We start from the raw sequence: 21097 nt of genomic DNA, 5'->3' as shown, positions 1-21097 counted from the left end.
CAGGGTCAAAGCTGCGGGTTCGTTGTGGCTGGTCGCGCAGTTCCCCGCGCCCCTGAGGGGCGCTGTACCGCACCGGACTTCGCCCGTTCACGGGAACACCTGTCCTACGAACGGCCAATGCCTGGCGCATAGGCCAATTGGGGGGCATGGGGGCGGTTATCGACCTTGGGGCAGGGGCAGGGGTCGGAGTATGGGCTGGACGCACGACTACAGTGACGCAGCACGCAACCGCCGCTCGGCCGGTGGTCTGAGTTCCCACCAGAGGGGTGCCCCGCAGATGCAGGGCACGGACCCTCGGCTGGGCATCCCGCGCATTCTGAGGCGCCGGGCCCGCTGGGTCTCGGCGCGTCTGCGCCACCCTCGCGGCTGACTCCGCTCGCGACACACCCGGTTACAGCGCGCAGCTATCGCTGTCCACCTGCTGGACAGCGATACGGCCCTTGGCGATGTCCTCCTGGACCTCGTCCGCGGTGAGCGCGTACCCCGTCTGCGGGTCGTCGAGGGACTTCGCGAAGACCACCCCGTACACCTTGCCGTCCGGGGTGAGCAGCGGGCCGCCGGAGTTGCCCTGGCGCACGGTCGCATAGAGCGAGTAGACGTCGCGGCGCACGGTGCCCCGGTGGTAGATGTCCGGGCCGGTGGGCGCGATGCGTCCGCGTACGCGCGCGGAGCCGACGGTGTACGAGCCGTTCTCCGGGAAGCCCGCGACGATCGCGCTGTCGCCGCCCGCGGCGTCCTCGGACGTGAACTGGAGGGCGGGCGCGCGCAGTTCGGGTACGTCGAGTACGGCGATGTCGCGCTTCCAGTCGTAGAGCACCACCTTGCCGGCGTACCGCTTGCCCTCGCCGCCTATCTGGACGTACGGCTCGTCGACGCCGCCCACCACGTGCGCGTTCGTCATCACGCGACGCTGATCGAAGACGAAGCCGGTGCCTTCCAGGACCTTGCCGCAGCTCTGGGCGGTGCCGGTGACCTTGACGATGGAACGCTGGGCGCGGGCGGCGACCGGGCTGTTGACGAGGGCCGGGTCTGGGGCCTGCACCTCGTTGATGGGCTCGTTCGAGAACGGGCTGAAGACCTGCGGGAAGCCGTTCTGCGCGAGGACCGAGGAGAAGTCGGCGAACCACGTGTCGGCCTGATCGGGAAGGGCCCGCGACACGCCCAGCAGCACCTTGGAGTTACGGACCTCCTTGCCGAGCGTCGGCAGTGTCGTACCGGCGAGTGCCGAGCCGATCAGCCAGGCGACCAGCAGCATCGCCACGACGTTCACCAGGGCGCCGCCCGTGGCGTCCAGGGCGCGGGCCGGGGACCAGGTGATGTACCGGCGCAGCTTGTTGCCCAGGTGGGTGGTGAGGGCCTGGCCGACGGAGGCACAGACGATCACGACGACCACCGCGACGACGGCGGCCGTGGTGCCCACCTCGGCGTCATCGGTCAGGGCGTCCCAGATGACGGGCAGCAGATAGACGGCGACGAGACCGCCGCCCAGGAAGCCGATCACCGACAGGATGCCGACGACGAACCCCTGGCGATAGCCCACGATCGCGAACCACACGGCGGCGACCAGCAGCAGGATGTCCAGCACGTTCACTGATTCAAGCCTCGCCTCGTCACTTCACGTTTCGCCATCGCCCGGCCGGGAGCCCGGGGGGTTACTCCCCGGGAAGACACAGCACGGGTGCCACCCTGTCATGCGCGCCAGTCGAGCGGGACCTGCTTAGTGCGGTCCCAAGGTCGTTCCCAGCCCGAGTAGTGCAGGAGGCGGTCGATGATTCCGGCCGTGAAGCCCCAGACGAGGGCCGATTCGACCAGGAATGCCGGACCTCGGTGGCCGCTGGGGTGGACGGTCGTCGCGCGGTTGGCGGGGTCCGTGAGATCCGCCACGGGGACCGTGAACACCCGCGCCGTCTCGTTCGGATCGACGACACCCACCGGCGTACGTTCCCGCCACCAGCCCAGCACCGGGGTGACCACGAAGCCGCTCACCGGGATGTAGAGCGCGGGGAGTACGCCGAAGAGCTGGACGCCGCTCGGGTCGAGCCCGGTCTCCTCCTCGGCCTCGCGGAGAGCGGCCCGCAGCGGCCCGTCGGCCTTCGGGTCGCCGTCCTCGGGGTCGAGGGCGCCACCGGGGAACGACGGCTGCCCCGCATGCGATCTGAGCGAACTGGCCCGCTCCATGAGCAGCAGCTCGGGGCCGCACTCCCCCTCGCCGAAGAGGATCAGTACGGCGGACTGGCGGCCCGCGCCGTTGGCCGGCGGCAGGAAGCGGCTCAGCTGGAGCGGCTCCACCGTCTCCACGGCGTGCACCACCGGGTCCAGCCAGTCGGGCAGGCCCTCCTTGCTCAGGCTCAGTTGGCCGCCTCGCATATCACTCGCGTGCGTCATCGACACCCCCGTTCTGCTGATCTCAACGCCCGTGGCCCGTCCGATCGTTCCGTCATCCCGAATCCGCTGCGGTCGGGTTCGGTACGGGCGCCCCGAGGGGCGGCGCGGGGAGGCCGCCCGCGTCCAGGTACGCCTGCGGGGGCTTCAGGCGCTGGCCGGGGAAGCCGCCCTTCTCGTACTTCAGAAGCTTCCTGGCCTTCTCCGGGTCCGTCTCGCCCTCTCCGTACGCCGGGCAGAGCGGGGCGATGGGGCAGGCGCCGCAGGCGGGTTTGCGGGCGTGGCAGATCCGGCGGCCGTGCCAGATCACGTGGTGGGAGAGGTCCGTCCAGTCACTCTTGGGAAAGAGCGAGCCCACGACCGCCTCGATCTTGTCCGGCTCCTTCTCGTCGGTCCACTGCCAGCGGCGGACGAGCCGCTGGAAGTGGGTGTCCACGGTGATTCCCGGCCGCCCGAAGGCGTTGCCGAGCACCACGAAGGCGGTCTTACGGCCCACTCCGGGAAGCTTGACCAGATCCTCCAGGCGTCCGGGGACCTCGCCGCCGAAGTCGTCCCGCAGGGCCTTGGAGAGCCCTATCACCGACTTGGTCTTGGCCCGGAAGAACCCGCACGGCCGCAGGATCTCCTCGACCTCTTCAGGGTTCGCGGTGGCCAGGTCCTCTGGGGTGGGGTACTTGGCGAAGAGTGTCGGTGTCGTCTGGTTCACCCGCAGGTCGGTCGTCTGGGCCGACAGGACGGTGGCGATCACGAGCTGGAAGGGATTCTCGAAGTCCAGCTCCGGGTGGGCGTACGGGTAGACCTCGGCGAGCTCGCGGTTGATACGGCGGGCGCGGCGGACGAGGGCCGTGCGGGATTCGTTACGGGGCGGGGTGGCGGCCGGGGCTTTGACGGGTGCGTCCTTCTTGGTGGCTGTTTTCGCGGGTGCGGGCTTCTTGGCAGTGGCTGTCTTTTTGACGGCGGCTGCCTTCTTGGCTGTGGCCTTGATGGCAGCGGCCTCCGGCCCCGTCCGGGCAGCGTTTTTCGCGGGCGCGGCCTTCTTCGTCGTAGCCGTTGCCTTCTTCGCGGCACCCGGCGTCCGCTTGGCCGGTGCCGGATGTGCCGCCTTTGCCGTTTTCTTCGTTCCGTCGGGGCTCTGTTCGCCCACAGCGGAATCGCGACGTGCAGCCACCCGTTCAGCCCCCTTGGCCTGTGCTCTCACCGGCGATTTGGACACCCGGCCAGCCTAAAGCCCACCACTGACAAACGCCCCGGCCCTCCGGGATCGGACGCCAATTGGCCCCCTGCCGCACTGTCCGGCACGTACGTGCGGCAGACTTGTGACTGATCACACTGTTTGGACCGTCCGGCAATATGGGGAGCACCGTCCCCTGGTACACGGGGGAGCAAGATCCCCTGAGCAGGTCGACAAGGAGAGAACTCGTGGACGACGTTCTGCGGCGCGCCCCGCTCTTCGCGGCGCTCGATGACGAGCAGGCCGCGGAGCTCCGCGCCTCCATGAGTGAGGTGACCCTCGCGCGCGGCGACGCGCTCTTCCACGAGGGTGACCCGGGTGACCGCCTGTACGTGGTCACCGAAGGCAAGGTCAAGCTCCACCGCACGTCCCCTGACGGCCGCGAGAACATGCTGGCCGTCCTTGGTCCCGGCGAGCTCATCGGCGAGCTGTCGCTGTTCGACCCGGGTCCGCGTACGGCGACCGCCAGCGCGCTGACCGAGGTCAAGCTGCTGGGGCTGGGCCATGGTGACCTTCAGCCGTGGCTGAACGCGCGGCCCGAGGTGGCGGCCGCGCTGCTGCGCGCTGTCGCGCGGCGGCTGCGTAAGACGAACGATCAGATGTCCGATCTGGTCTTCTCGGATGTTCCCGGGCGGGTTGCGCGCGCGCTGCTCGACCTTTCGCGCCGCTTTGGTGTGCAGTCCGAAGAGGGCATCCATGTGGTGCATGACCTCACGCAGGAGGAGCTTGCCCAGCTGGTGGGCGCCTCGCGTGAGACGGTCAACAAGGCGCTTGCCGACTTTGCCGGGCGTGGGTGGCTTCGGTTGGAGGCGCGTGCGGTGATTTTGCTGGATGTGGAGCGGTTGGCCAAGCGGTCGCGCTGACGCTGGGTCTTGGCCGTACGGCTCTGGGGTCCCGCCCTTTTGTTGGGCGGGGCCCTTTTGTTGTCGCCCGCCGGGTGGGCGGGGCGGGATGGGTCTCGCCCCCGCCGCCCCTTCCCGTCCCATCCCTCGGGGCTGCGCCCCGGACCCCCGCCAGGGGGTGGGGTGACAGGTCGTGTCGCGGCTGTCGGCCTGTCGTGGTTGCTCGCGCAGTTCCCCGCGCCCCTTACGGGGCGCTGCCCTTGACCTTCCTAGATGAGGCCGTGCTCCCGCAGATAGTCCAGCTGTGCCCGTACCGACAGCTCTGCCGCTGGCCACAGCGAGCGGTCCACGTCGGCGTACACGTGGGCCACTACCTCGCTCGGCGTGCGGTAGCCGTCCTCGACCGCTGTTTCGATCTGGGCCAGGCGGTGGGCTCGGTGGGCCAGGTAGTACTCGACGGCTCCCTGGGCGTCGTCCAGGACGGGGCCGTGGCCCGGTAGGACCGTGTGTACGCCGTCGTCGACTGTCAGGGACCTCAGTCGGCGCAGGGTGTCCAGGTAGTCGCCGAGGCGGCCGTCGGGGTGGGCGACGACCGTGGTGCCGCGGCCCAGGATCGTGTCGCCGGTCAGGACTGCCTGGTCGGCGGGCAGATGGAAGCACAGCGAGTCGGCGGTGTGCCCGGGCGTCGGTACGACGCGCAGTTCCAGGCCGCCCGTCCTGACCACGTCTCCGGCCGCCAGGCCCTCGTCGCCGAGCCGCAGCGCCGGGTCGAGCGCCCGTACCTTCGTGCCGGTCAGCTCCGCGAACCGGGTGGCGCCCTCGGCATGGTCGGGGTGCCCGTGCGTCAGGAGGGTCAGTGCGACCCGCTTGCCCGCCTTCTCGGCGGCGTCCACGACATTGCGCAGGTGTACGTCGTCCAGGGGCCCCGGATCGATCACCACCGCGAGCTCGGAGTCCGGCTCGGAGACGATCCACGTGTTCGTTCCGTCGAGCGTCATCGGGGACGCGTTGGGCGCGAGAACGTTGATCGCACGCGGCGTGGCGGGACCGTCGAGAACCCCGCCCCGCGGCTGGCCAGGGAGGGCTGCTGCGTCCGTCATGTGTGGGCGCCTTCCGTCTCGGGCGGCAGCACATCACGTCGTCGGCCGGAGGCCGACGCAGCGCCCAGAAGCCCGCGAAGCGGTGCGAGGGACGCACGAAGAAATGGGCCCCCGCCCCGCGGCTGGCCGGGAAGGGCTGCTGCGTCCGTCATGCGGGGGCTCCACCGGTTGGGATGTGCTTGGTGAACTCGTCGTGGCCCGGCCAGGTCAGCACCAGTTCGCCGTTCTCCAGGCGGGCCTGGGCCAGGACGGGGGCCAGGTCGCGCCCGGGTGCTGCGGCGAGGGCCTCGGCGGCAGTGGCGTACGAGCGGAGCTGGCGCAGCGTCGCGATGGTGGGCGGCATCATCAGGAGGTCGCCCTTGTCGTAGGCGTCCGCCGCCTCGCCGGGGCGGATCCAGACGGTGCTCTCGGCCTCCGTGGAGGCGTTTCGGGTGCGCTGGCCCTCCGGGAGGGCGGCCACGAAGAACCATGTGTCGTAGCGGCGCGGTTCGAACTCCGGGGTGATCCAGCGCGTCCACGCCCCCAGGAGGTCGGATCGCAGCACGAGTCCCCTGCGCTCCAGGAACTCGGCGAAGGAGACGTCCCGGGCGACCAGGGCCTCCCGGTCCGCCTCCCAGTCGTCGCCCGTGGTGTCGCCGACAACGCTGTCCGGGGTGGGGCCGGCGAGCAGCACGCCCGCCTCCTCGTACGTCTCGCGCACCGCCGCGCAGACGATCGCCTGGGCGGAGGTCTCGTCGACGCCGAGCCGGGACGCCCACCACGCGCGCGTGGGACCCGTCCAGCGGATCTGCCGCTCGTCGTCCCTGGGGTCCACGCCGCCCCCGGGATAGGCGTACGCGCCTCCGGCGAAGGCCATGGAGGCGCGTCTGCGCAGCATGTGTACGGCGGGAGCGCCGTCGGTGTCCTTGAGCAGCATGACGGTGGCCGCCCGCTTGGGGACGACCGGTGTGAGCCTGCCCTCCGCGAGCGCGCGGATACGGTCCGGCCACTCCGGTGGATACCACTGCCCATTCGCCATGCGCGGAGGCTATCCCGTAGAGAGCTGATGTTCGAGAGGCAACAATCGCCTGCTCCAAGGGCCGCCCGGAGGAACCAATGCGGAACCAACGCTCCCAGGGAGCCCGATTCGCCAACGATCACCGACCGACCGGCTCCCCAGGGGGCCCGATTACGCCTCCATCAGGCCCAGAGCACCGGACTACGCCTCCGTCAGCTCCACCTGGATCTCGACCTCCACCGGCGAGTCCAGCGGCAGCACCGCCACCCCGACCGCACTTCGCGCGTGTACGCCCTTGTCGCCCAGGACCGCGCCCAGCAGCTCGCTCGCGCCGTTCACCACGGCGGGCTGGGCCGTGAAGTCGGGGGCCGAGGCCACGAAGCCGACGACCTTGACCACGCGCGCGACGCGGTCGAGGTCACCCGCGATCGACTTGACCGCGGCCAGGGCGTTCAGCGCACAGGTGGCGGCCAGTTCCTTGGCCGCCTCCGGGGTGACCTCCGCGCCCACCTTGCCGGTGGCCGCGAGCTTGCCGTCCACCATGGGGAGCTGGCCGGAGGTGTAGACGTACACCCCGCTCTGCACGGCGGGCTGGTACGCGGCGAGCGGCGGCACCACCTCGGGCAGGGTCAGCCCGAGTTCGGCCAGCTTGGACTCGACGGCGCTCATGCCTGCTTCTCGCGCTTCAGGTAGGCCACCAGTTGCTCGGGGTTGTTCGGCCCGGGCACGACCTGGACAAGCTCCCAGCCGTCCTCGCCCCAGGTGTCCAGAATCTGCTTCGTGGCATGGACGAGCAGCGGCACAGTCACGTATTCCCACTTGGTCATGTGGCCGACTGTATCCGCTGCCCCGCACGGCCTTCCGCTCGCCCGACGGCCGGGGTTCCGCGTGCCTAGCGGCCAGGGTTCCGCGTGCCTTGCAGCCTGCCTCCGCGCACCTCGGCACCCAGCTCCCCCGCACGTTCTCCACAGCCTCTGCCACCCGTTGTCCACAGCCACCTGCGTAGCCCGGCCGCCGACTGGTTAGGCTCGAAGATGTGAGCAGGCTCCAGGTCGTCAGCGGCAAGGGCGGTACCGGTAAGACGACGGTCGCCGCAGCCCTCGCGCTCGCCCTCGCCACGGAGGGCAAGCGCACCCTCCTGGTCGAGGTCGAGGGCAGGCAGGGCATCGCGCAACTCTTCGAGACGGAGGCTCTGCCCTATGAGGAGCGGAAGATCGCCGTCGCACCCGGGGGCGGGGAGGTGTTCGCCCTCGCCATAGACCCCGAGCTGGCGCTTCTCGACTACCTCCAGATGTTCTACAAACTGGGGGGCGCCGGACGGGCCCTGAAGAAGCTCGGCGCCATCGACTTCGCCACGACGATCGCGCCCGGCCTCAGGGACGTACTCCTGACCGGCAAGGCCTGTGAGGCGGTCCGCAGGAAGGACAAGACCGGGCGGTTCGTGTACGACTACGTCGTCATGGACGCCCCGCCGACGGGCCGCATCACCCGCTTCCTGAACGTGAACGACGAGGTGGCGGGCCTCGCCAAGATGGGCCCCATACACAACCAGGCCCAGGCGGTCATGCGGGTCCTCAAGTCCCGTGAGACGGCCGTGCACTTGGTGGCCCTCCTGGAGGAGATGCCCGTCCAGGAGACCGTCGACGGCGCCTCCGAACTGCGTGCCGCGAAGCTCCCGGTGGGCAGGATCATTGTGAACATGGTGCGGCCCACGATCCTCGACGAGGACGACCTGGCGCTCACCCGCGAGGTGCCGCGCACGGCCATCGCCAAGTCGCTGTCCGCGGCCGGACTCGGCGGCGCTCGCCGCGGCGGGGTCGCCGAGCGGCTCGTGGAACCGCTGCTCACCCAGGCGGACGAGTATGCCGAGCGGTACGCACTGGAGCGCGAGCAGCGGGCCGTACTCCAGGAGCTCGGCCTCCCGCTGCACGAACTCCCGCTGCTCGCCGAGGGACTGGACCTCGCGGGCCTGTACGAACTCGCCACCGAACTGCGCCGGCAGGGGATCTCATGAGCTTGGACCCGGTTCGCGTCCTGGACGTCGACCCGCTGCTCGACGACCCGAAGACCCGCATCGTGGTCTGCTGCGGGGCGGGCGGCGTCGGCAAGACCACCACCGCGGCGGCCCTCGGGCTGCGGGCGGCCGAGCGCGGCCGGAAGGTGGTCGTCCTGACCATCGACCCGGCGCGCAGGCTCGCCCAGTCGATGGGCATCGACGCGCTCGACAACACCCCACGCCGGGTGAAGGGCATCGACGACTCCGCGGACGGCGAACTGCACGCGATGATGCTCGACATGAAGCGCACCTTCGACGAGATCGTCGAGGCGCACGCGGACCCGGAGAGGGCCGCCGCGATCCTGGGCAACCCCTTCTACCAGTCGCTCTCGGCGGGCTTCGCGGGCACGCAGGAGTACATGGCGATGGAGAAGCTGGGCCAGCTGCGGGCCCGCGACGAATGGAACCTGATCGTCGTCGATACGCCCCCGTCTCGCTCGGCGCTCGACTTCCTGGACGCCCCTAAGCGGCTCGGTTCCTTCCTGGACGGCAGGCTGATCCGGCTGCTGACCGCGCCGGCGAAGCTGGGCGGCCGGGCCGGGATGAAGTTCCTGAACGTCGGGATGTCGATGATGACCGGCACCCTGGGCAAGCTGCTCGGCGGCCAACTCCTCAAGGACGTCCAGACGTTCGTGGCCGCGATGGACACCACCTTCGGCGGTTTCCGTACCCGCGCGGACGCCACGTACAAGCTCCTCCAGGCGCCCGGCACGGCCTTCCTGGTGGTGGCGGCCCCGGAGCGGGACGCGCTGCGCGAGGCCGCGTACTTCGTGGAGCGGCTGGCCGCCGAGACCATGCCGCTGGCGGGTCTGGTGCTGAACCGGGTGCACGGCAGCGGCGCCACTCAGCTGTCCGCCGAGCGGGCGCTCGCCGCCGCGGAAAATCTTGCGGAAGCCCGCATTGTCGATCAGGAGGCTGGGAAAGCTGGCCTTCGTAACTCTCCCGACACGGATGACAGTTCAGAATCTCCCGCTTCCGCCGTTCCCGAGGCTCCCGCACCCGACGCAGGCTCCCCCGCCGCGGACCGGATCGACGCCGAAGGAGCAGGGACGGCCCGGACCGTCGAGCAACTCACCGCAGGCCTGCTGAGGTTGCACGCCGAGCGCATGCGGCTGCTCTTCCGCGAGCAGCGCACGCGCGACCGCTTCACCGCGTTCCACCCGGAGGTGGCGGTGGCAGAAGTGGCCGCGCTGCCCGGCGATGTGCACGACCTCGCAGGGCTGCGGGACATCGGGGACCGGCTCGCGGCCGGTTCGTAGTGCGTGTCCGGCCGGAGCTGCGTGAGCCTCTCGGGGTCGCCTGACCCCGGCTGCGTACGGGAACCTCGCGGACCCCTGTTCGCAGACAGCGTCGTATACGACCCGTACGGCAGCAGTCGTGGACGGCTGCGCACGGTGCTTGTAGGTACGCGCGACCGCGGCGGTACGTACCTGACGTGACCGCGGTTCCGCGGGAGGTGACCGCGGCGAGCGGTCAGCCCACCGCCGCGTAGTGCTCGTACACCTCTTCCTCGTCGAGGGGCAGAATGCCCGCCCCCCGCTCGTACTCAGTGCGCGCTGTCTCGAGCAGCCGGCGCCAGGAGGTGACGGTTGGCCGCCTGCGCAGCAGTGCGCGGCGCTCCCGCTCCGTCATCCCTCCCCACACGCCGAACTCGACGCGGTTGTCCAGCGCGTCGGCAAGACATTCCGTACGCACCGGACATCCGGTGCACACTGCCTTCGCCCTGTTCTGCGCTGCTCCTTGAACGAACAGTTCGTCCGGATCGGTAGTGCGACAGGCCGCCTGCGCACTCCAGTCGGTTACCCAGCCCATACCGGCGCCGTCCTCTCCCGAATCGAGGCTCCCCCACGGCGGCAGCGGCATATTCACCGCCGCCAGTTGAGGACGTTACGGAAGGTGGGCACAGTCAACCAGCCCCTGCGGGCCCAATCTTGAATGGCCCGAATGGACTATGGGTACGCGGCAGATCACCCAACGGAGTGACCTGACGGCATACGTAACCTTCCTGGCAAACCAGGACAGTTGAGCTGCGTCACAACGGACGCCAAGTGACACATGAGGCGGATTCGGGCACGAGCCCAACAAAAAAGTTGGGAATCGACTGGAACGATTCGGGGTCGCCAGCCGTATTGATACGTAGCCCTGCTGCTGTGACAGTTGTGAGCAGCTTAGGCCAAGGCCTATACGCGTGTCCGGCGAATGAGAACGTAGGCTGCCCTCATGGCAAACAAGCGATCGGGTGGAGGCCTGTCTCCGGTTCAGCAGGCCGCCAAGTTCCTGGGTGTCAGCGTGCTCGCCGGAGCCGTCGCGGCGGGCATCGCGCTGCCCGCGGCCGGCGCTCTGGGGCTGGCAGCCAAGGGCTCGGTCGAGGGCTTCGACGAGATCCCCACCAACCTCAAGCGTCCGCCGCTGAGTCAGCGCACCACGATCCTGGACAACCAGGGCGGGCGGATCGCCACGGTGTACTCACGCGACCGCACCGTGGTCGAACTCAAGGACATCTCGCCGGTCATGCAGCAGGCGATCGTCGCGATCGAGGACTCGCGCTTCTACAAGCACGGCGCGGTGGACCTCAAGGGCGTTCTGCGCGCGCTCAACCGGAACGCGCAGAGCGGCGAAGTGACCCAGGGCGCGTCCACGCTGACGCAGCAGTACGTGAAGAACGTCTTCGTGGAGGAGGCCGGCAACGACCCGACGCTGGTCGCCCAGGCCACACAGCAGACCCTCGGCCGCAAGATCAAGGAACTGAAGTACGCGATCCAGGTCGAGGAAGAGCTGGGCAAGAAGAAGATCCTCGAGAACTACCTGAACATCACGTTCTTCGGCCAGCAGGCCTACGGCGTCGAGGCCGCGGCCCAGCGCTACTTCTCCACGTCCGCCAAGGACCTGAACCTGGAGCAGGCCGCGCTGCTCGCCGGCGTCGTCCAGTCCCCGACCCGCTACGACCCGGTCAATGACGAGCAAGAGGCGATACAGCGGCGCAATGTGGTCCTCCAGCGCATGGCCGACCTGGGCAACGTCTCCCAGGCGGAGGCCGACGAGGCCAAGGAGAAGCCGCTCGGCCTGAAGGTCAGCAAGCCGAACAACGGCTGCATCACGGCGGTCAAGGGCGCCAGCTTCTTCTGTGACTACGTCCGCGAACTGGTGCTGAACGACAAGGTCTTCGGCAAGACCAAGAAGGCCCGGGCGAAGCTCTGGAACGAGGGCGGCCTGACGATCCGTACGACGCTCGACCCGCAGGCACAGGACTCGGTGCAGGCCTCGATCAAGAACCACGTCAGGAAGTCGGACAAGGTCGCCACGGCCACCACGCTGGTCGAGCCGGGCACCGGCAAGATCCTCGGCATGGGCCAGTCGAAGCCGTTCGGCTACGGCAAGAACGAGACCGAGCTCAACTACTCGGTCGACAACCGCTTCGGCGGCTCAGCCTTCGGCTTCCCGACCGGTTCGACCTTCAAGCCGTTCCTGGCCGCGGCCGCCCTCGAGGAGGGCACCCCGCCGATCCAGGAGTACCCGGCACCGTACGAAATGTCGTACCCGGAGACGGTGCAGACCTGTGACGGGAGTCCGTGGCGGAACACGGGCAAGGACACGGTGGAGAACGAGGACGAGTCCGAGGTCGGCCCGTACCGCCTGCGGGAGGCGATGGAGAAATCCGTCAACACCTACTTCGTGCAGATGCTCGGGGACATCGGCATGTGCCCGGTGTCCAAGCTCCTCGACAAGATGGGCGTGGTGCAGGGCAACGGCGACAAGCTGCCTGAGCGGCCCGCGTCTCTCACCCTCGGCTCGACCGGCATCTCGCCGCTGACGATGGCGAGCGCGTACGCGACCTTCGCCAACCGCGGGACGTACTGCACGCCGATCGCCATCGAGTCGATCAACCGGCGGATGGGCGGCGAGACCAAGTCGATCGAGGTGCCGAAGTCGACCTGCAGCAGGGCGATGTCCGAGACCACGGCGGACACCATCAACCAGCTGCTGGGCGGAGTGGTCGACTCCGGTACGGGACAGCAGGCCGGCCTCTCCGACCGCGACAACGCGGGTAAGACGGGTACGACCGACGAGCGCAGGAACGCCTGGTTCGTCGGCTACACGCCGAACATGTCCGGCGCCGTCTGGGTCGGCAGCGCCACCCAGGCCGTCAAGATGTCGAACATCACGATCGGCGGCCAGTGGCACGAGAAGGTCTACGGCGGCAGGGTGCCCGGCCCGATCTGGAAGGACGCCATGACCGGCGCCCTGGAGGGCAAGGAAGCCCCGAACTTCAACCCCGTCCACATCCCCGACCCGCCCAGCGATGATGACAGGGACCGCCCGGGCGACGGCGACGACGGCGAGAACCCCGGGAACGGGAACGGCGGGAACGGCAACGGTGGCATAGGTGACATCCCCCCCTTCCCTCAGCCGTCCTTCTCGATCCCGGAGGAGTGGACGATCGGCGGCGGCAACGGGAACGGCGGGAATGGCGGGAATGGCGGGAATGGGGACGGCGGTCAGTTCCCGTAGGCCGTAGGCCTCTTGGCCGTTGACGGTCAGCCTCCTGGCCGTTGATGCCGCACGACGGCATTGATGCTCGTACGACGGTGGGGGCGCCCCTTGTTGCAAGGGGCGCCCCCACCGTCGTATCGGCGTATCCGCCTACGGCTGGCCGTGCAGGCCTCGGCCTCGGATTGCGGCTGTGCCGCCTCGGAGTCCGGAGCCTCAGCCCGCGAGCTGCTTCTTCACCAGTGCGGCGACGCGGCCGCCCTCGGCAAGGCCCGCCACCTTCGGGTTCACGATCTTCATGACCTGGCCCATGGCGCGCGGGCCCTCGGCGCCGGCCGCCTTCGCCTCCTCGACCGCCTGGGCGACGATCTGCTGGAGCTCGTCGTCGGACAGCTGCTTGGGCAGGTAGTCGGCGAGGATCTCGCCCTCCGCCTTCTCCCGCTCGGCGGACTCGGCGCGACCGCCCTGCGCGAAGGCCTCGGCGGCCTCACGGCGCTTCTTCGCCTCACGGGTGATCACCTTGGTGATCTCCTCGTCGGAGAGCGCGCGCTTCTCCTTGCCCGCGACCTCCTCCTTCGTGATCGCGGCGAGGGTCAGCCGGAGCGTCGAGGAGCGGAGCTCATCGCGCTCCTTGATCGCGGCGTTGAGGTCTTCCTGCAGCTTCGACTTGAGCGTGGTCATGGGGCGATTGTCGCAGGTGTGGTGGGACAACGGCCCGTCGTTTTCCGGCGGCACGCCTTCGGTTGCCCGGGGGGGGGTCGTGCGACTTCGGTCGTACGGCCCTGGGGAGCGCCGTGCGGCTTCGGCGTACGGCAGTGGGGACAGCCGTGCGGCTTCGGTCGTACGGTCGTGGGGGCAGCCGTGCGGCTTCGGTCGTACGGTCGTGGGGGCAGCCGTGCGGCTTCGGTCGTACGGTCGTGGGGGCAGCCGTGCGGCTTCGGCGTACGCGCCGTCTGACACGATGGACGTATGCGCGCGCGATACGGAGTACCCCTGGGAATCACGGCGGCCGGGGCCGCCGGGCTGGTCTACTCGGTGGGTTTCGAGGCCCGTTCCTTCCGCCTGCGGCGGGTGACGGTGCCCGTGCTGCCGCCGGGCATGCGCCCGCTCCGCGTCCTCCAGGTCTCTGACATCCACATGGTGAGCGGCCAGCGCAAGAAGCAACGCTGGCTGCGCTCGCTGGCGGGGCTGCGCCCCGACTTCGTGATCAACACGGGGGACAACCTCTCCGACTCGGAGGCGATCCCGGAGGTCCTGGACGCGCTCGGCCCGCTGATGGAGTTCCCCGGCGCGTACGTCTTCGGCTCGAACGACTACTACGGGCCCAGACTCCGCAACCCCGCCCGGTACTTGCTGGAGAAGGTGCAGGGACGGCACGGGCTGAACGGCAACCCGCCCGTCGTCGGCGCCCTCCACAACCCATGGGAGGACCTGCGCGACGGCTTCGACTCGGCGGGCTGGCTGAACCTGACGAACGTCCGGGGTTCGCTGAAGATCGACGGCCTGGAGATCGAGCTGACCGGCCTGGACGACCCGCACATCAAACGCGACCGGTACGAGCGCGTGGCCGGCGGCCCCTCCGACGCGGCCGACTTCTCGATGGGCATCGTCCACGCCCCGTACCTGCGCGTTCTCGACGACTTCACCGCGGACGGCTACCCCCTGACCCTGGCCGGCCACACCCACGGCGGCCAAATCTGCCTCCCCTTCTACGGCGCCTTCGTCACCAACTGCGACCTGGACACGGACCGCGTGAAGGGCCTGTCCACGCATACGTCGGGCGGCCGGACGTCGTACCTGCACGTCTCGGCAGGCTGCGGCACGAACCGCTACACGCCGGTTCGGTTCGCCTGCCCGCCGGAGGCTACGTTGCTGACGCTGACGGGGCGGGAGTAGCGGCCGGGTCCGCACCGCCGGCTCCCGAAAAACCGGATTTCGCCTCCAGCCACCAGTGGGCTAAAGTAATCGACGTCGCCACGACACAGCCCACTCGAAGTGGCCTGCTCAAAGCGACACCGGGGTGTAGCGCAGCTTGGCAGCGCGCTTCGTTCGGGACGAAGAGGTCGTGGGTTCAAATCCCGCCACCCCGACAGTGAAACACCAGGTGAGCCACCTAGGAACGTTCCTAGGTGGCTCACCTGTTTCGTCTGCATGCCTATCTGCGTGACTACCGCTCCGGACCCCGCTTGAAGATGCCGTCCATGACCACGGCCCCGGTCTGGATCACGGGCCGGATCTGCTTCCGGTACACCTCCTCAGTCACGGCCGTGCCGGAGTGGCCGACGAGCCGGGAGATCTCTTCCAGTGGGACGCCACGGTCTGAGAGCAGGGACACGAAGCTGTGCCGGAGCTCCCGAGGCGTCCACTCGTCGGCGTTGATTCCCTCGGCATCCTTGAGCGCCTGGCGGAAGGCCCACCGGACGTTGGTCGCGTCGAGCGGCTTGCCCACGGCCGACGAGAAGACGAGCCCGTGTTCCTCCCACTTGTCGCCAGCGGCGAGCCGATCCCAGCCCTGGTCTTCGAACTGATACCAGAGCACATCGACGCAACGTGCCGGCAGAGCGAGCGTGCGCCGGGACTTCGGGGTCTTGGTGTCCCCACCACGCCGGACCGAGCGCCACACCGCGACGTGCGGAAGCTGCGGCGGGTCGGCGTCCGGCTGACCCTTCAGGAAGACGTGGTCCCAGGTGAGGGCTCGCAGTTCCTCCGTGCGGGCACCGGTCAGCAGGGCTACGACGATGTACGCGTGCATCGAGGTCCCCTCGGCCGCCTTGAGCACCGCCTCGGCTTGGGCGAAGGTGAGCGCCTGGAGGGACGACCCGTCTGCCTCTGCGGCACGGAGCACAGCTCCAAGAACACCACCAGGGCCATCGTCGCCCTGGTCTTCCGCTGCAAGCCCTCCGGCTGCCACGAGCGCACGTCCAGCGAATCAACCGCCGTCGACCGGCTCACGCGCGAAGAGGTCAGCGAGCGCATGGCCGAGGTCTACGCGATCCGACTCCTGGACGCCCTGGACAGCAGCGGCCCACACGTGCGGAGCCACGACGCAAGCGCCTGATCTCAGCGCGGTAGAACTTTCCCTACTTCATCAAGCCCCGGCTGCGCTCCGCTCCGCCGGGCGCGCTTCCCGGCTCTGGCTGCGCCCGCGCTCCTGCCTTCGGCCCGCTCGGCGCTGCCGTCGCCGACGCGCGCCCACATGTGGATAGGGCCCGGAGGCCATGAGTCGATCACCGCCTAGAGCGGTCTGCGGTCAAGACAGTGCCTCCGGCGGGGGATCGGCCGGCACCGGGATGAAGGGGGCGCCGTTCCCGTCTGCGGGTCCGTAGTGGCATGCGCGGGGAGCTCCCATCCCGTCCGCCATCGACCCAGGCAAAGCCGAGCAGACGCGGCCCATGGCGTCCAGGTCGTTCGTACAGTGGCGCGCTCCACCTGGACGCCATGAACCACGCCCGCTCCACGGTGTGTGGGTCGACGGCGGACGGGATGGGAGCTGGGGTGAGTGGTGGGTTACGGCCGGAGCAGCTCCAGGCCGAAGTCGTTCCGCCGATCACGCCTGGAGCTTCCCGTTCAGTTACGCCGGGTACTTCACCATCAAGGCCCGGACGCCGTCGATGAAGAGCCGGACCTGCGCCTTGTCGTAATCGCCGTAGTTCCCGTGCGCGGCCTTGTTGCGCAGATCCATCCAGGCCGTGACCTGCTTCTGCTGCAAGCCGTCGTAGACGCCCGCCTTCTTCAAGTCAGCGTTCATGGTGTCGGCCTTCTTGGGCTTACCCCCAGCATCCGTAGCAATGCCGGACTTCACGCACAAAGCTCGCACGTGGACTTCGAGGGACGTTCCGGTGATGACCGCCGCCGGGTCTTTGTATCCCGAGTCGAGGAGCGACTCCGCCATCTCCAAGTAGTCGCTGTGCATGTCGGCATGGACCAATTCCACAACCGAGTCAACCCACCCTGACCGGATGTCGTCGCGGAGCCCGACCGCGATGCCGTGGAGGGCATCCAGCCTCCAACCGTCTGATGCCCTCTCCAACCGAACTTCTGTCAGTTGCTTGGCGTACGTGCTCCCGGGAAGCGAAGCGCGCTCAACGGCGGCCTCAAGCCGATTCTTGAGGATCCGCACATTCTCGCCCGGCCCAGGTCTGCTCATCCTGTCGTACTCGTCGATGAGGCTGTCCAGCTGCTCAGCCATCTTCTCAAGATCAGTCAACTCAACACCTTCGTCCGTGGCTTCGGCTCCCTAGGCCGAACGGATCAGAATACAGCCAGTTACCGCCACGAAGCACCTGGTTATCCTCGGACCCCGAGGTGCGGCCGGGCACCGGGCGGAATGTGGTTCTGTCAAGTCACCCTGTGTCGGCTGACACCAACAGAGCCGCACAGCGGTGGTCAGCGCCGAACCTCAACGGACCGGCGGTCGGGAACTCTGGCCGGTTGACCGACATCACGGACCACCCATGATCGACCTGATAAGGATGCGGGCCGAACTCAAAGCCTGTGCGTGGTCGTGCCCCATCCGTGCCCGATAGACCGGGAACTCACGGGGAACTGCGGTCACCAACAGGCAACCTGCATGACGAAGGCCCCTGACCGATGTTCCTGGTCAGGGGCCTTCAACCTGCGGTGGGTGTGGGATTTGAACCCACGGTGACATCGCTGCCACGACGGTTTTCAAGATCGATCATGGGTTTGACTCACCCAGTGAGATTCCACCGGCCGCGATGTCACAGTGCCGGTGGCCGGCCGGTCCGGATTCCGGCTTCTTCTGGTTCGTGTAGGCGTCTGCGTGCCAACATGAGCTGTTTGAGCATGTGTTGGCTGGATAGCTCGGGGGCGAGTGTGCAGGCTGCGGTGCGGTGGCTGGTGGCGGTGGCGGGGTCGCTCGTGGCGTTTGTCGCGGTGGCGGTTCCGTGGGCGGTGCTGTCGGACGGGGGTGACGATCCGTGGGACGTGATCGGTCCGGTGGCCGGTGTGGTCGCCGCAGGGGCTCTGGCCGCGCTGGGCTGGTGGGCGTCGCAGGCCGACGGGTCCGGGACGCGTCGGGTTCGGCAATCGGCGCGCGGCCGGGGCGGTATCCGGCAGACAGGGGGCAGTGTGGGGGGCGGGGGGCCCGTCGGCGCGGCGCGTGCGGACGTGCGGCAGAAGGCCCGCAGCGACGGCAGCGGTGACATCGATCAGGTCGGCGGGGACCGCAGCTGAGGCCGGGGGGACCAGTCGTGGAGCATTCGGGACAGCGCCGTACCCGGCAGCAGGCACGGGCGGAGGGGGATGTCACCCAGGTCGCGGGGGATATGCATGTATATCCCCCGCCGGTGCCGGGACCGTCGGTGGAGTGGCCGGTGTGGGTGGGGAGTGTGCCGCGGCTGGCTGCGGCGTTTCAGCCGCGCACGGCCGTGCGCGAGAGGGCGGAGGAGGCGCGGTCCGGGGGCAGTGAGGTGGTGCTGTCGGGGGCCGGTGGGGTGGGCAAGAGCCAGCTCGCGGCGTCCCTGGCGCGGGATGCGCGGGACCGGGAGCGTTCCGGGGGAACGGGTCTGGACGTTCTGGTGTGGGCAAGAGCCACCGACCCGGACCAGATCATCACCGCCTACGCGGAGGCGGCCGAGCAGCTGTGTCTTCCCGGGGTGTCGCGGGATGACAGCACTGCGGCGGCGCGGGCGTTTTTGAGGTGGCTGGAGGCGACGGGGCGGTCCTGGCTGGTGGTTCTGGACGACATCACTGACCCGTTGAAAGTCGAGGCATGGTGGCCCGACAGTGGTGCCCGAAACGGCTGGGTCCTAGCCACCACCCGACGCGACGACGCCCGGCTCAGCGGCCAGGGCCGCACTCTCATCCGGCTCGGTCTCTACACGGCGGAGGAGGCCCGCGCCTATCTGCGCCGTCGTCTCACCGACGCGGGTCACCCCCACCTCCACGACGCCGACCAGGCGGACGACCTCACCACAGAACTCGATCACCTCCCGCTCGCCCTCGGCCACGCCGCCGCCTACCTCATCAACAAACGCTGCACGATGACGGACTACCTCACGCTGCTGCGTGATACCAGCAGCAGGCTGGGCGATCTGCTCCCACCCAGCGCGGACACCGAAGGCTACGGACGCCCCGTCACCGCCTCCCTGTTGATCTCCCTCGAAGCCGTGGAGGAAGCTGACACCACCCGCCTCGCCCGGCCCCTGCTCTACCTGCTCTCCCTTATGGACCCCCTCGGCCACCCCGTCGACCTGTGGACCACACCCCCCGCCCTCCACCACCTGCGCACCGCCCGCCCCGCACAACGCCGCAGGCTGCGCCGACAACGCCCGGCCGTCACCGAGCCGGAGATCCGCAGCGCACTGCAATGCCTGCGCACCTACGCCCTCATCACCCAGGACACCGACACCGCACCCGTGCGGATGCACGCGCTGACCGCTCGCGCCGTTCGCGAGACCATCTCGCCCCCCACCGTGCCTGCTATCGCCCGTGCCGCGGCTGACGCGATCCGCAGTGTCTGGCCCGCTCTCGATCATGAGGACCGGGAACTGTCAGCAGTCCTGCGTGCCAACACCGTCCGTCTCGACCAGCACACCCACCCGGCCCTGTGGCAGCCCGCCACCCACCCGTGCATCTACCGAGTCAGCGGCAGCCTCACGGACGCGGGTCTCTACCGGCAGGCGATCGAGTACGACGAGGGAACCGTTCGGCGAAGCAACGAAATCCACGGCTCCGACCACCCCGACACCCTCGAAGCCCGCAGCAACCTCGTCGTCTCCTATCGCGATGCGGGGCAGGTGCAGGACGCCCTCGACCTGGGCGAGCGGGTCCTGGCCGACTACGAGCGGATCCTGGGCGAGGACCACCCTGCTACCCTCAACGCCCGCAACCACCTCGCCAACTCCTACGGCGATGCGGGGCGGGTGCAGGACGCCCTCGACCTGGGCGAGCGGGTCCTGGCCGACTACGAGCGGGTCCTGGGCGAGGACCACCCCGACACCCTCACCGCCCGCAACAACCTCGCCGTCTCCTACCGCGATGCGGGGCGGGTGCAGGACGCCCTCGACCTGCGCGAGCGGGTCCTGGCCGACTACGAGCGGATCCAAGGCTCCGACCACCCCGCCACCCTCACCGCCCGCAACAACCTCGCCGTCTCCTACCGCGATGCGGGGCGGGTGCAGGACGCCCTCGACCTGCGCGAGCGGGTCCTGGCCGACCGGGAGCGGATCCTGGGCGAGGACCACCCCAATACCCTCGACGCCCGCAACAACCTCGCCAACTCCTACAGCGATGCCGGGCGGGTGCAGGACGCCCTCCATCTGCGCGAGCGGGTCCTGGCCGACCGGGAGCGGATCCTGGGCGAGGACCACCCCGACACCCTCAGCGCCCGCAGCAACCTCGCCGTCTCCTACGGCGGTGCGGGGCGGGTGCAGGACGCCCTCGACCTGGGCGAGCGGGTCCTGGCCGACCGGGAGCGGATCCTGGGCGAGGACCACCCCGACACCCTCAGCGCCCGCAACAACCTCGCCAACTCCTACAGCGATACGGGGCGGGTGCAGGACGCCCTCGACCTGCGCGAGCGGGTCCTGGCCGACCGGGAGCGGATCCTGGGCGAGGACCACCCCAATACCCTCGACGCCCGCCACAACCTCGCCGTCTCCTACGGCGGTGCGGGGCGGGTGCAGGACGCCCTCGACCTGGGCGAGCGGGTCCTGGCCGACTACGAGCGGATCCTGGGCAAGGACCACCCCGACACCCTTGACGCCCGCAGCAACCTCGCCAACTTCCGCGATGCTGCGGCAGGCGTACAGCAACCGGGTACCGCAACTCCAGCAACTCCCCCCGACCTCCAACCGCCCTCAGACCCTCCGGCGCAACCGGTATGACCCTTACCGACCGATCCATACAGAGCTACGGATCAGAAGGTGAGACGTACCAAGCTCAACCCGGTGAGTGTCTAACTGCGTGACAACGCAAGCGGACAGCGGCGAACGTCCACGCACACCGACGGACCATCGCAGCAGCTCAGAGCGACCC

Annotated in this window: 18 protein-coding genes, 1 tRNA gene and 2 pseudogenes; 10 read left to right on the top strand and 11 right to left on the bottom strand. The window is 69.2% G+C overall.

Annotated elements, in window-relative coordinates:
* The first annotated feature begins 190 nt into the window (after positions 1-190).
* Positions 191-370 carry a hypothetical protein gene (locus tag ACQEVY_RS26145; protein WP_078491910.1) on the top strand — a complete coding sequence of 60 codons (180 nt, stop codon included), beginning with the start codon at positions 191-193 and terminating at the stop codon, positions 368-370.
* Between the two features lie 21 nt (positions 371-391).
* Here ACQEVY_RS26145 and ACQEVY_RS26140 read toward each other — a convergent pair whose 3' ends face one another.
* The 3 genes from ACQEVY_RS26140 to nth form a co-directional block, all read right to left on the bottom strand.
* Positions 392-1591, bottom strand: coding sequence for a MarP family serine protease (locus ACQEVY_RS26140; protein ID WP_432951879.1), 1200 nt, complete (start codon positions 1589-1591; stop codon positions 392-394).
* Positions 1592-1689: 98 nt separating this feature from the next.
* On the bottom strand, positions 1690-2385 hold the full coding sequence (locus tag ACQEVY_RS26135) for an NUDIX hydrolase (RefSeq protein WP_328770709.1): 696 nt from the start codon (positions 2383-2385) through the stop codon (positions 1690-1692).
* Positions 2386-2437: 52 nt separating this feature from the next.
* Positions 2438-3550: an endonuclease III gene (gene nth, locus ACQEVY_RS26130; protein WP_432951878.1), complete on the bottom strand. Its 1113-nt coding sequence runs from the start codon at positions 3548-3550 to the stop codon at positions 2438-2440.
* Between the two features lie 251 nt (positions 3551-3801).
* On the opposite strand from nth, the gene ACQEVY_RS26125 reads away from it, so the two are divergent.
* On the top strand, positions 3802-4476 hold the full coding sequence (locus ACQEVY_RS26125) for a Crp/Fnr family transcriptional regulator (protein ID WP_016642758.1): 675 nt from the start codon (positions 3802-3804) through the stop codon (positions 4474-4476).
* A gap of 248 nt (positions 4477-4724) precedes the next feature.
* Here ACQEVY_RS26125 and ACQEVY_RS26120 read toward each other — a convergent pair whose 3' ends face one another.
* The 4 genes from ACQEVY_RS26120 to ACQEVY_RS26105 form a co-directional block, all read right to left on the bottom strand.
* Positions 4725-5555: an MBL fold metallo-hydrolase gene (locus ACQEVY_RS26120; RefSeq protein ID WP_432951877.1), complete on the bottom strand. Its 831-nt coding sequence runs from the start codon at positions 5553-5555 to the stop codon at positions 4725-4727.
* Between the two features lie 148 nt (positions 5556-5703).
* Positions 5704-6573 carry an NUDIX hydrolase gene (locus ACQEVY_RS26115; protein WP_432951876.1) on the bottom strand — a complete coding sequence of 290 codons (870 nt, stop codon included), beginning with the start codon at positions 6571-6573 and terminating at the stop codon, positions 5704-5706.
* 180 nt (positions 6574-6753) lie between these two features.
* Positions 6754-7221, bottom strand: a complete 468-nt coding sequence (locus ACQEVY_RS26110) for a RidA family protein (protein ID WP_432951875.1) — start codon at positions 7219-7221, stop codon at positions 6754-6756.
* Positions 7218-7379 (bottom strand): DUF4177 domain-containing protein, encoded by a 162-nt coding sequence (locus ACQEVY_RS26105; protein WP_003981536.1) that lies wholly within the window; start codon positions 7377-7379, stop codon positions 7218-7220. Before ACQEVY_RS26105 ends, ACQEVY_RS26110 begins: the two co-directional genes overlap by 4 nt.
* A 209-nt stretch (positions 7380-7588) precedes the next feature.
* On the opposite strand from ACQEVY_RS26105, the gene ACQEVY_RS26100 reads away from it, so the two are divergent.
* Positions 7589-8566: an ArsA family ATPase gene (locus ACQEVY_RS26100; protein ID WP_432951874.1), complete on the top strand. Its 978-nt coding sequence runs from the start codon at positions 7589-7591 to the stop codon at positions 8564-8566.
* Entirely contained in the window at positions 8563-9867 is a 1305-nt protein-coding gene (locus ACQEVY_RS26095; protein ID WP_432951873.1) for an ArsA family ATPase, read from the top strand. Before ACQEVY_RS26100 ends, ACQEVY_RS26095 begins: the two co-directional genes overlap by 4 nt.
* Before the next feature lie 214 nt (positions 9868-10081).
* Here ACQEVY_RS26095 and wblA read toward each other — a convergent pair whose 3' ends face one another.
* Positions 10082-10420: a transcriptional regulator WblA gene (gene wblA / locus ACQEVY_RS26090; RefSeq protein WP_033321758.1), complete on the bottom strand. Its 339-nt coding sequence runs from the start codon at positions 10418-10420 to the stop codon at positions 10082-10084.
* 408 nt (positions 10421-10828) lie between these two features.
* On the opposite strand from wblA, the gene ACQEVY_RS26085 reads away from it, so the two are divergent.
* Positions 10829-13117, top strand: coding sequence for a transglycosylase domain-containing protein (locus ACQEVY_RS26085; RefSeq protein WP_432951872.1), 2289 nt, complete (start codon positions 10829-10831; stop codon positions 13115-13117).
* A 195-nt stretch (positions 13118-13312) separates the two neighbouring features.
* On the opposite strand, the gene ACQEVY_RS26080 is transcribed toward ACQEVY_RS26085, so the two are convergent.
* Positions 13313-13777, bottom strand: coding sequence for a GatB/YqeY domain-containing protein (locus ACQEVY_RS26080; protein WP_432951871.1), 465 nt, complete (start codon positions 13775-13777; stop codon positions 13313-13315).
* Positions 13778-14065: 288 nt separating this feature from the next.
* On the opposite strand from ACQEVY_RS26080, the gene ACQEVY_RS26075 reads away from it, so the two are divergent.
* Positions 14066-14992 (top strand): metallophosphoesterase, encoded by a 927-nt coding sequence (locus ACQEVY_RS26075; protein WP_432951870.1) that lies wholly within the window; start codon positions 14066-14068, stop codon positions 14990-14992.
* Between the two features lie 120 nt (positions 14993-15112).
* Positions 15113-15186, top strand: a tRNA-Pro gene (locus ACQEVY_RS26070).
* Between the two features lie 77 nt (positions 15187-15263).
* On the opposite strand, the pseudogene ACQEVY_RS26065 reads toward ACQEVY_RS26070, so the two are convergent.
* Positions 15264-15949: pseudogene (locus tag ACQEVY_RS26065) on the bottom strand (site-specific integrase); the annotation flags it as partial.
* Between ACQEVY_RS26065 and ACQEVY_RS26060 the strand changes: the two are divergent.
* A pseudogene (locus tag ACQEVY_RS26060) lies at positions 15948-16154 on the top strand (NUDIX hydrolase); the annotation flags it as partial. The pseudogenes ACQEVY_RS26065 and ACQEVY_RS26060 sit on opposite strands and share 2 nt — an antisense overlap.
* Before the next feature lie 513 nt (positions 16155-16667).
* Here ACQEVY_RS26060 and ACQEVY_RS26055 read toward each other — a convergent pair.
* On the bottom strand, positions 16668-17303 hold the full coding sequence (locus ACQEVY_RS26055) for a hypothetical protein (RefSeq protein WP_432951869.1): 636 nt from the start codon (positions 17301-17303) through the stop codon (positions 16668-16670).
* A 599-nt stretch (positions 17304-17902) separates the two neighbouring features.
* On the opposite strand from ACQEVY_RS26055, the gene ACQEVY_RS26050 reads away from it, so the two are divergent.
* A complete protein-coding gene (locus tag ACQEVY_RS26050; protein ID WP_432951868.1) occupies positions 17903-18292 on the top strand; it encodes a hypothetical protein in 390 nt (129 codons plus the stop codon).
* Positions 18293-18309: 17 nt separating this feature from the next.
* Positions 18310-20946: a tetratricopeptide repeat protein gene (locus ACQEVY_RS26045; protein WP_432951867.1), complete on the top strand. Its 2637-nt coding sequence runs from the start codon at positions 18310-18312 to the stop codon at positions 20944-20946.
* Positions 20947-21097 lie beyond the last annotated feature (151 nt).

The sequence above is a fragment of the Streptomyces sp. CA-288835 genome (genome assembly GCF_050936385.1).
Taxonomy (GTDB): Bacteria; Actinomycetota; Actinomycetes; order Streptomycetales; family Streptomycetaceae; genus Streptomyces.
Note: the sequence above shows the minus strand (reverse complement) of the source record. Positions and strands in the feature narration are given on the sequence as shown.

Bases quoted from the DNA above. Each gene is read 5' to 3' on its own strand.
- ACQEVY_RS26145 (WP_078491910.1), top strand. From the start codon at position 191: ATGGGCTGGACGCACGACTACAGTGACGCAGCACGCAACCGCCGCTCG.
- ACQEVY_RS26135 (WP_328770709.1), bottom strand. From the start codon at position 2,385: ATGACGCACGCGAGTGATATGCGAGGCGGCCAACTGAGCCTGAGCAAG.
- ACQEVY_RS26120 (WP_432951877.1), bottom strand. From the start codon at position 5,555: ATGACGGACGCAGCAGCCCTCCCTGGCCAGCCGCGGGGCGGGGTTCTC.
- ACQEVY_RS26115 (WP_432951876.1), bottom strand. From the start codon at position 6,573: ATGGCGAATGGGCAGTGGTATCCACCGGAGTGGCCGGACCGTATCCGC.
- ACQEVY_RS26110 (WP_432951875.1), bottom strand. From the start codon at position 7,221: ATGAGCGCCGTCGAGTCCAAGCTGGCCGAACTCGGGCTGACCCTGCCC.
- ACQEVY_RS26105 (WP_003981536.1), bottom strand. From the start codon at position 7,379: ATGACCAAGTGGGAATACGTGACTGTGCCGCTGCTCGTCCATGCCACG.
- ACQEVY_RS26095 (WP_432951873.1), top strand. From the start codon at position 8,563: ATGAGCTTGGACCCGGTTCGCGTCCTGGACGTCGACCCGCTGCTCGAC.
- wblA (WP_033321758.1), bottom strand. From the start codon at position 10,420: ATGGGCTGGGTAACCGACTGGAGTGCGCAGGCGGCCTGTCGCACTACC.
- ACQEVY_RS26085 (WP_432951872.1), top strand. From the start codon at position 10,829: ATGGCAAACAAGCGATCGGGTGGAGGCCTGTCTCCGGTTCAGCAGGCC.
- ACQEVY_RS26080 (WP_432951871.1), bottom strand. From the start codon at position 13,777: ATGACCACGCTCAAGTCGAAGCTGCAGGAAGACCTCAACGCCGCGATC.
- ACQEVY_RS26075 (WP_432951870.1), top strand. From the start codon at position 14,066: ATGCGCGCGCGATACGGAGTACCCCTGGGAATCACGGCGGCCGGGGCC.
- ACQEVY_RS26050 (WP_432951868.1), top strand. From the start codon at position 17,903: ATGTGTTGGCTGGATAGCTCGGGGGCGAGTGTGCAGGCTGCGGTGCGG.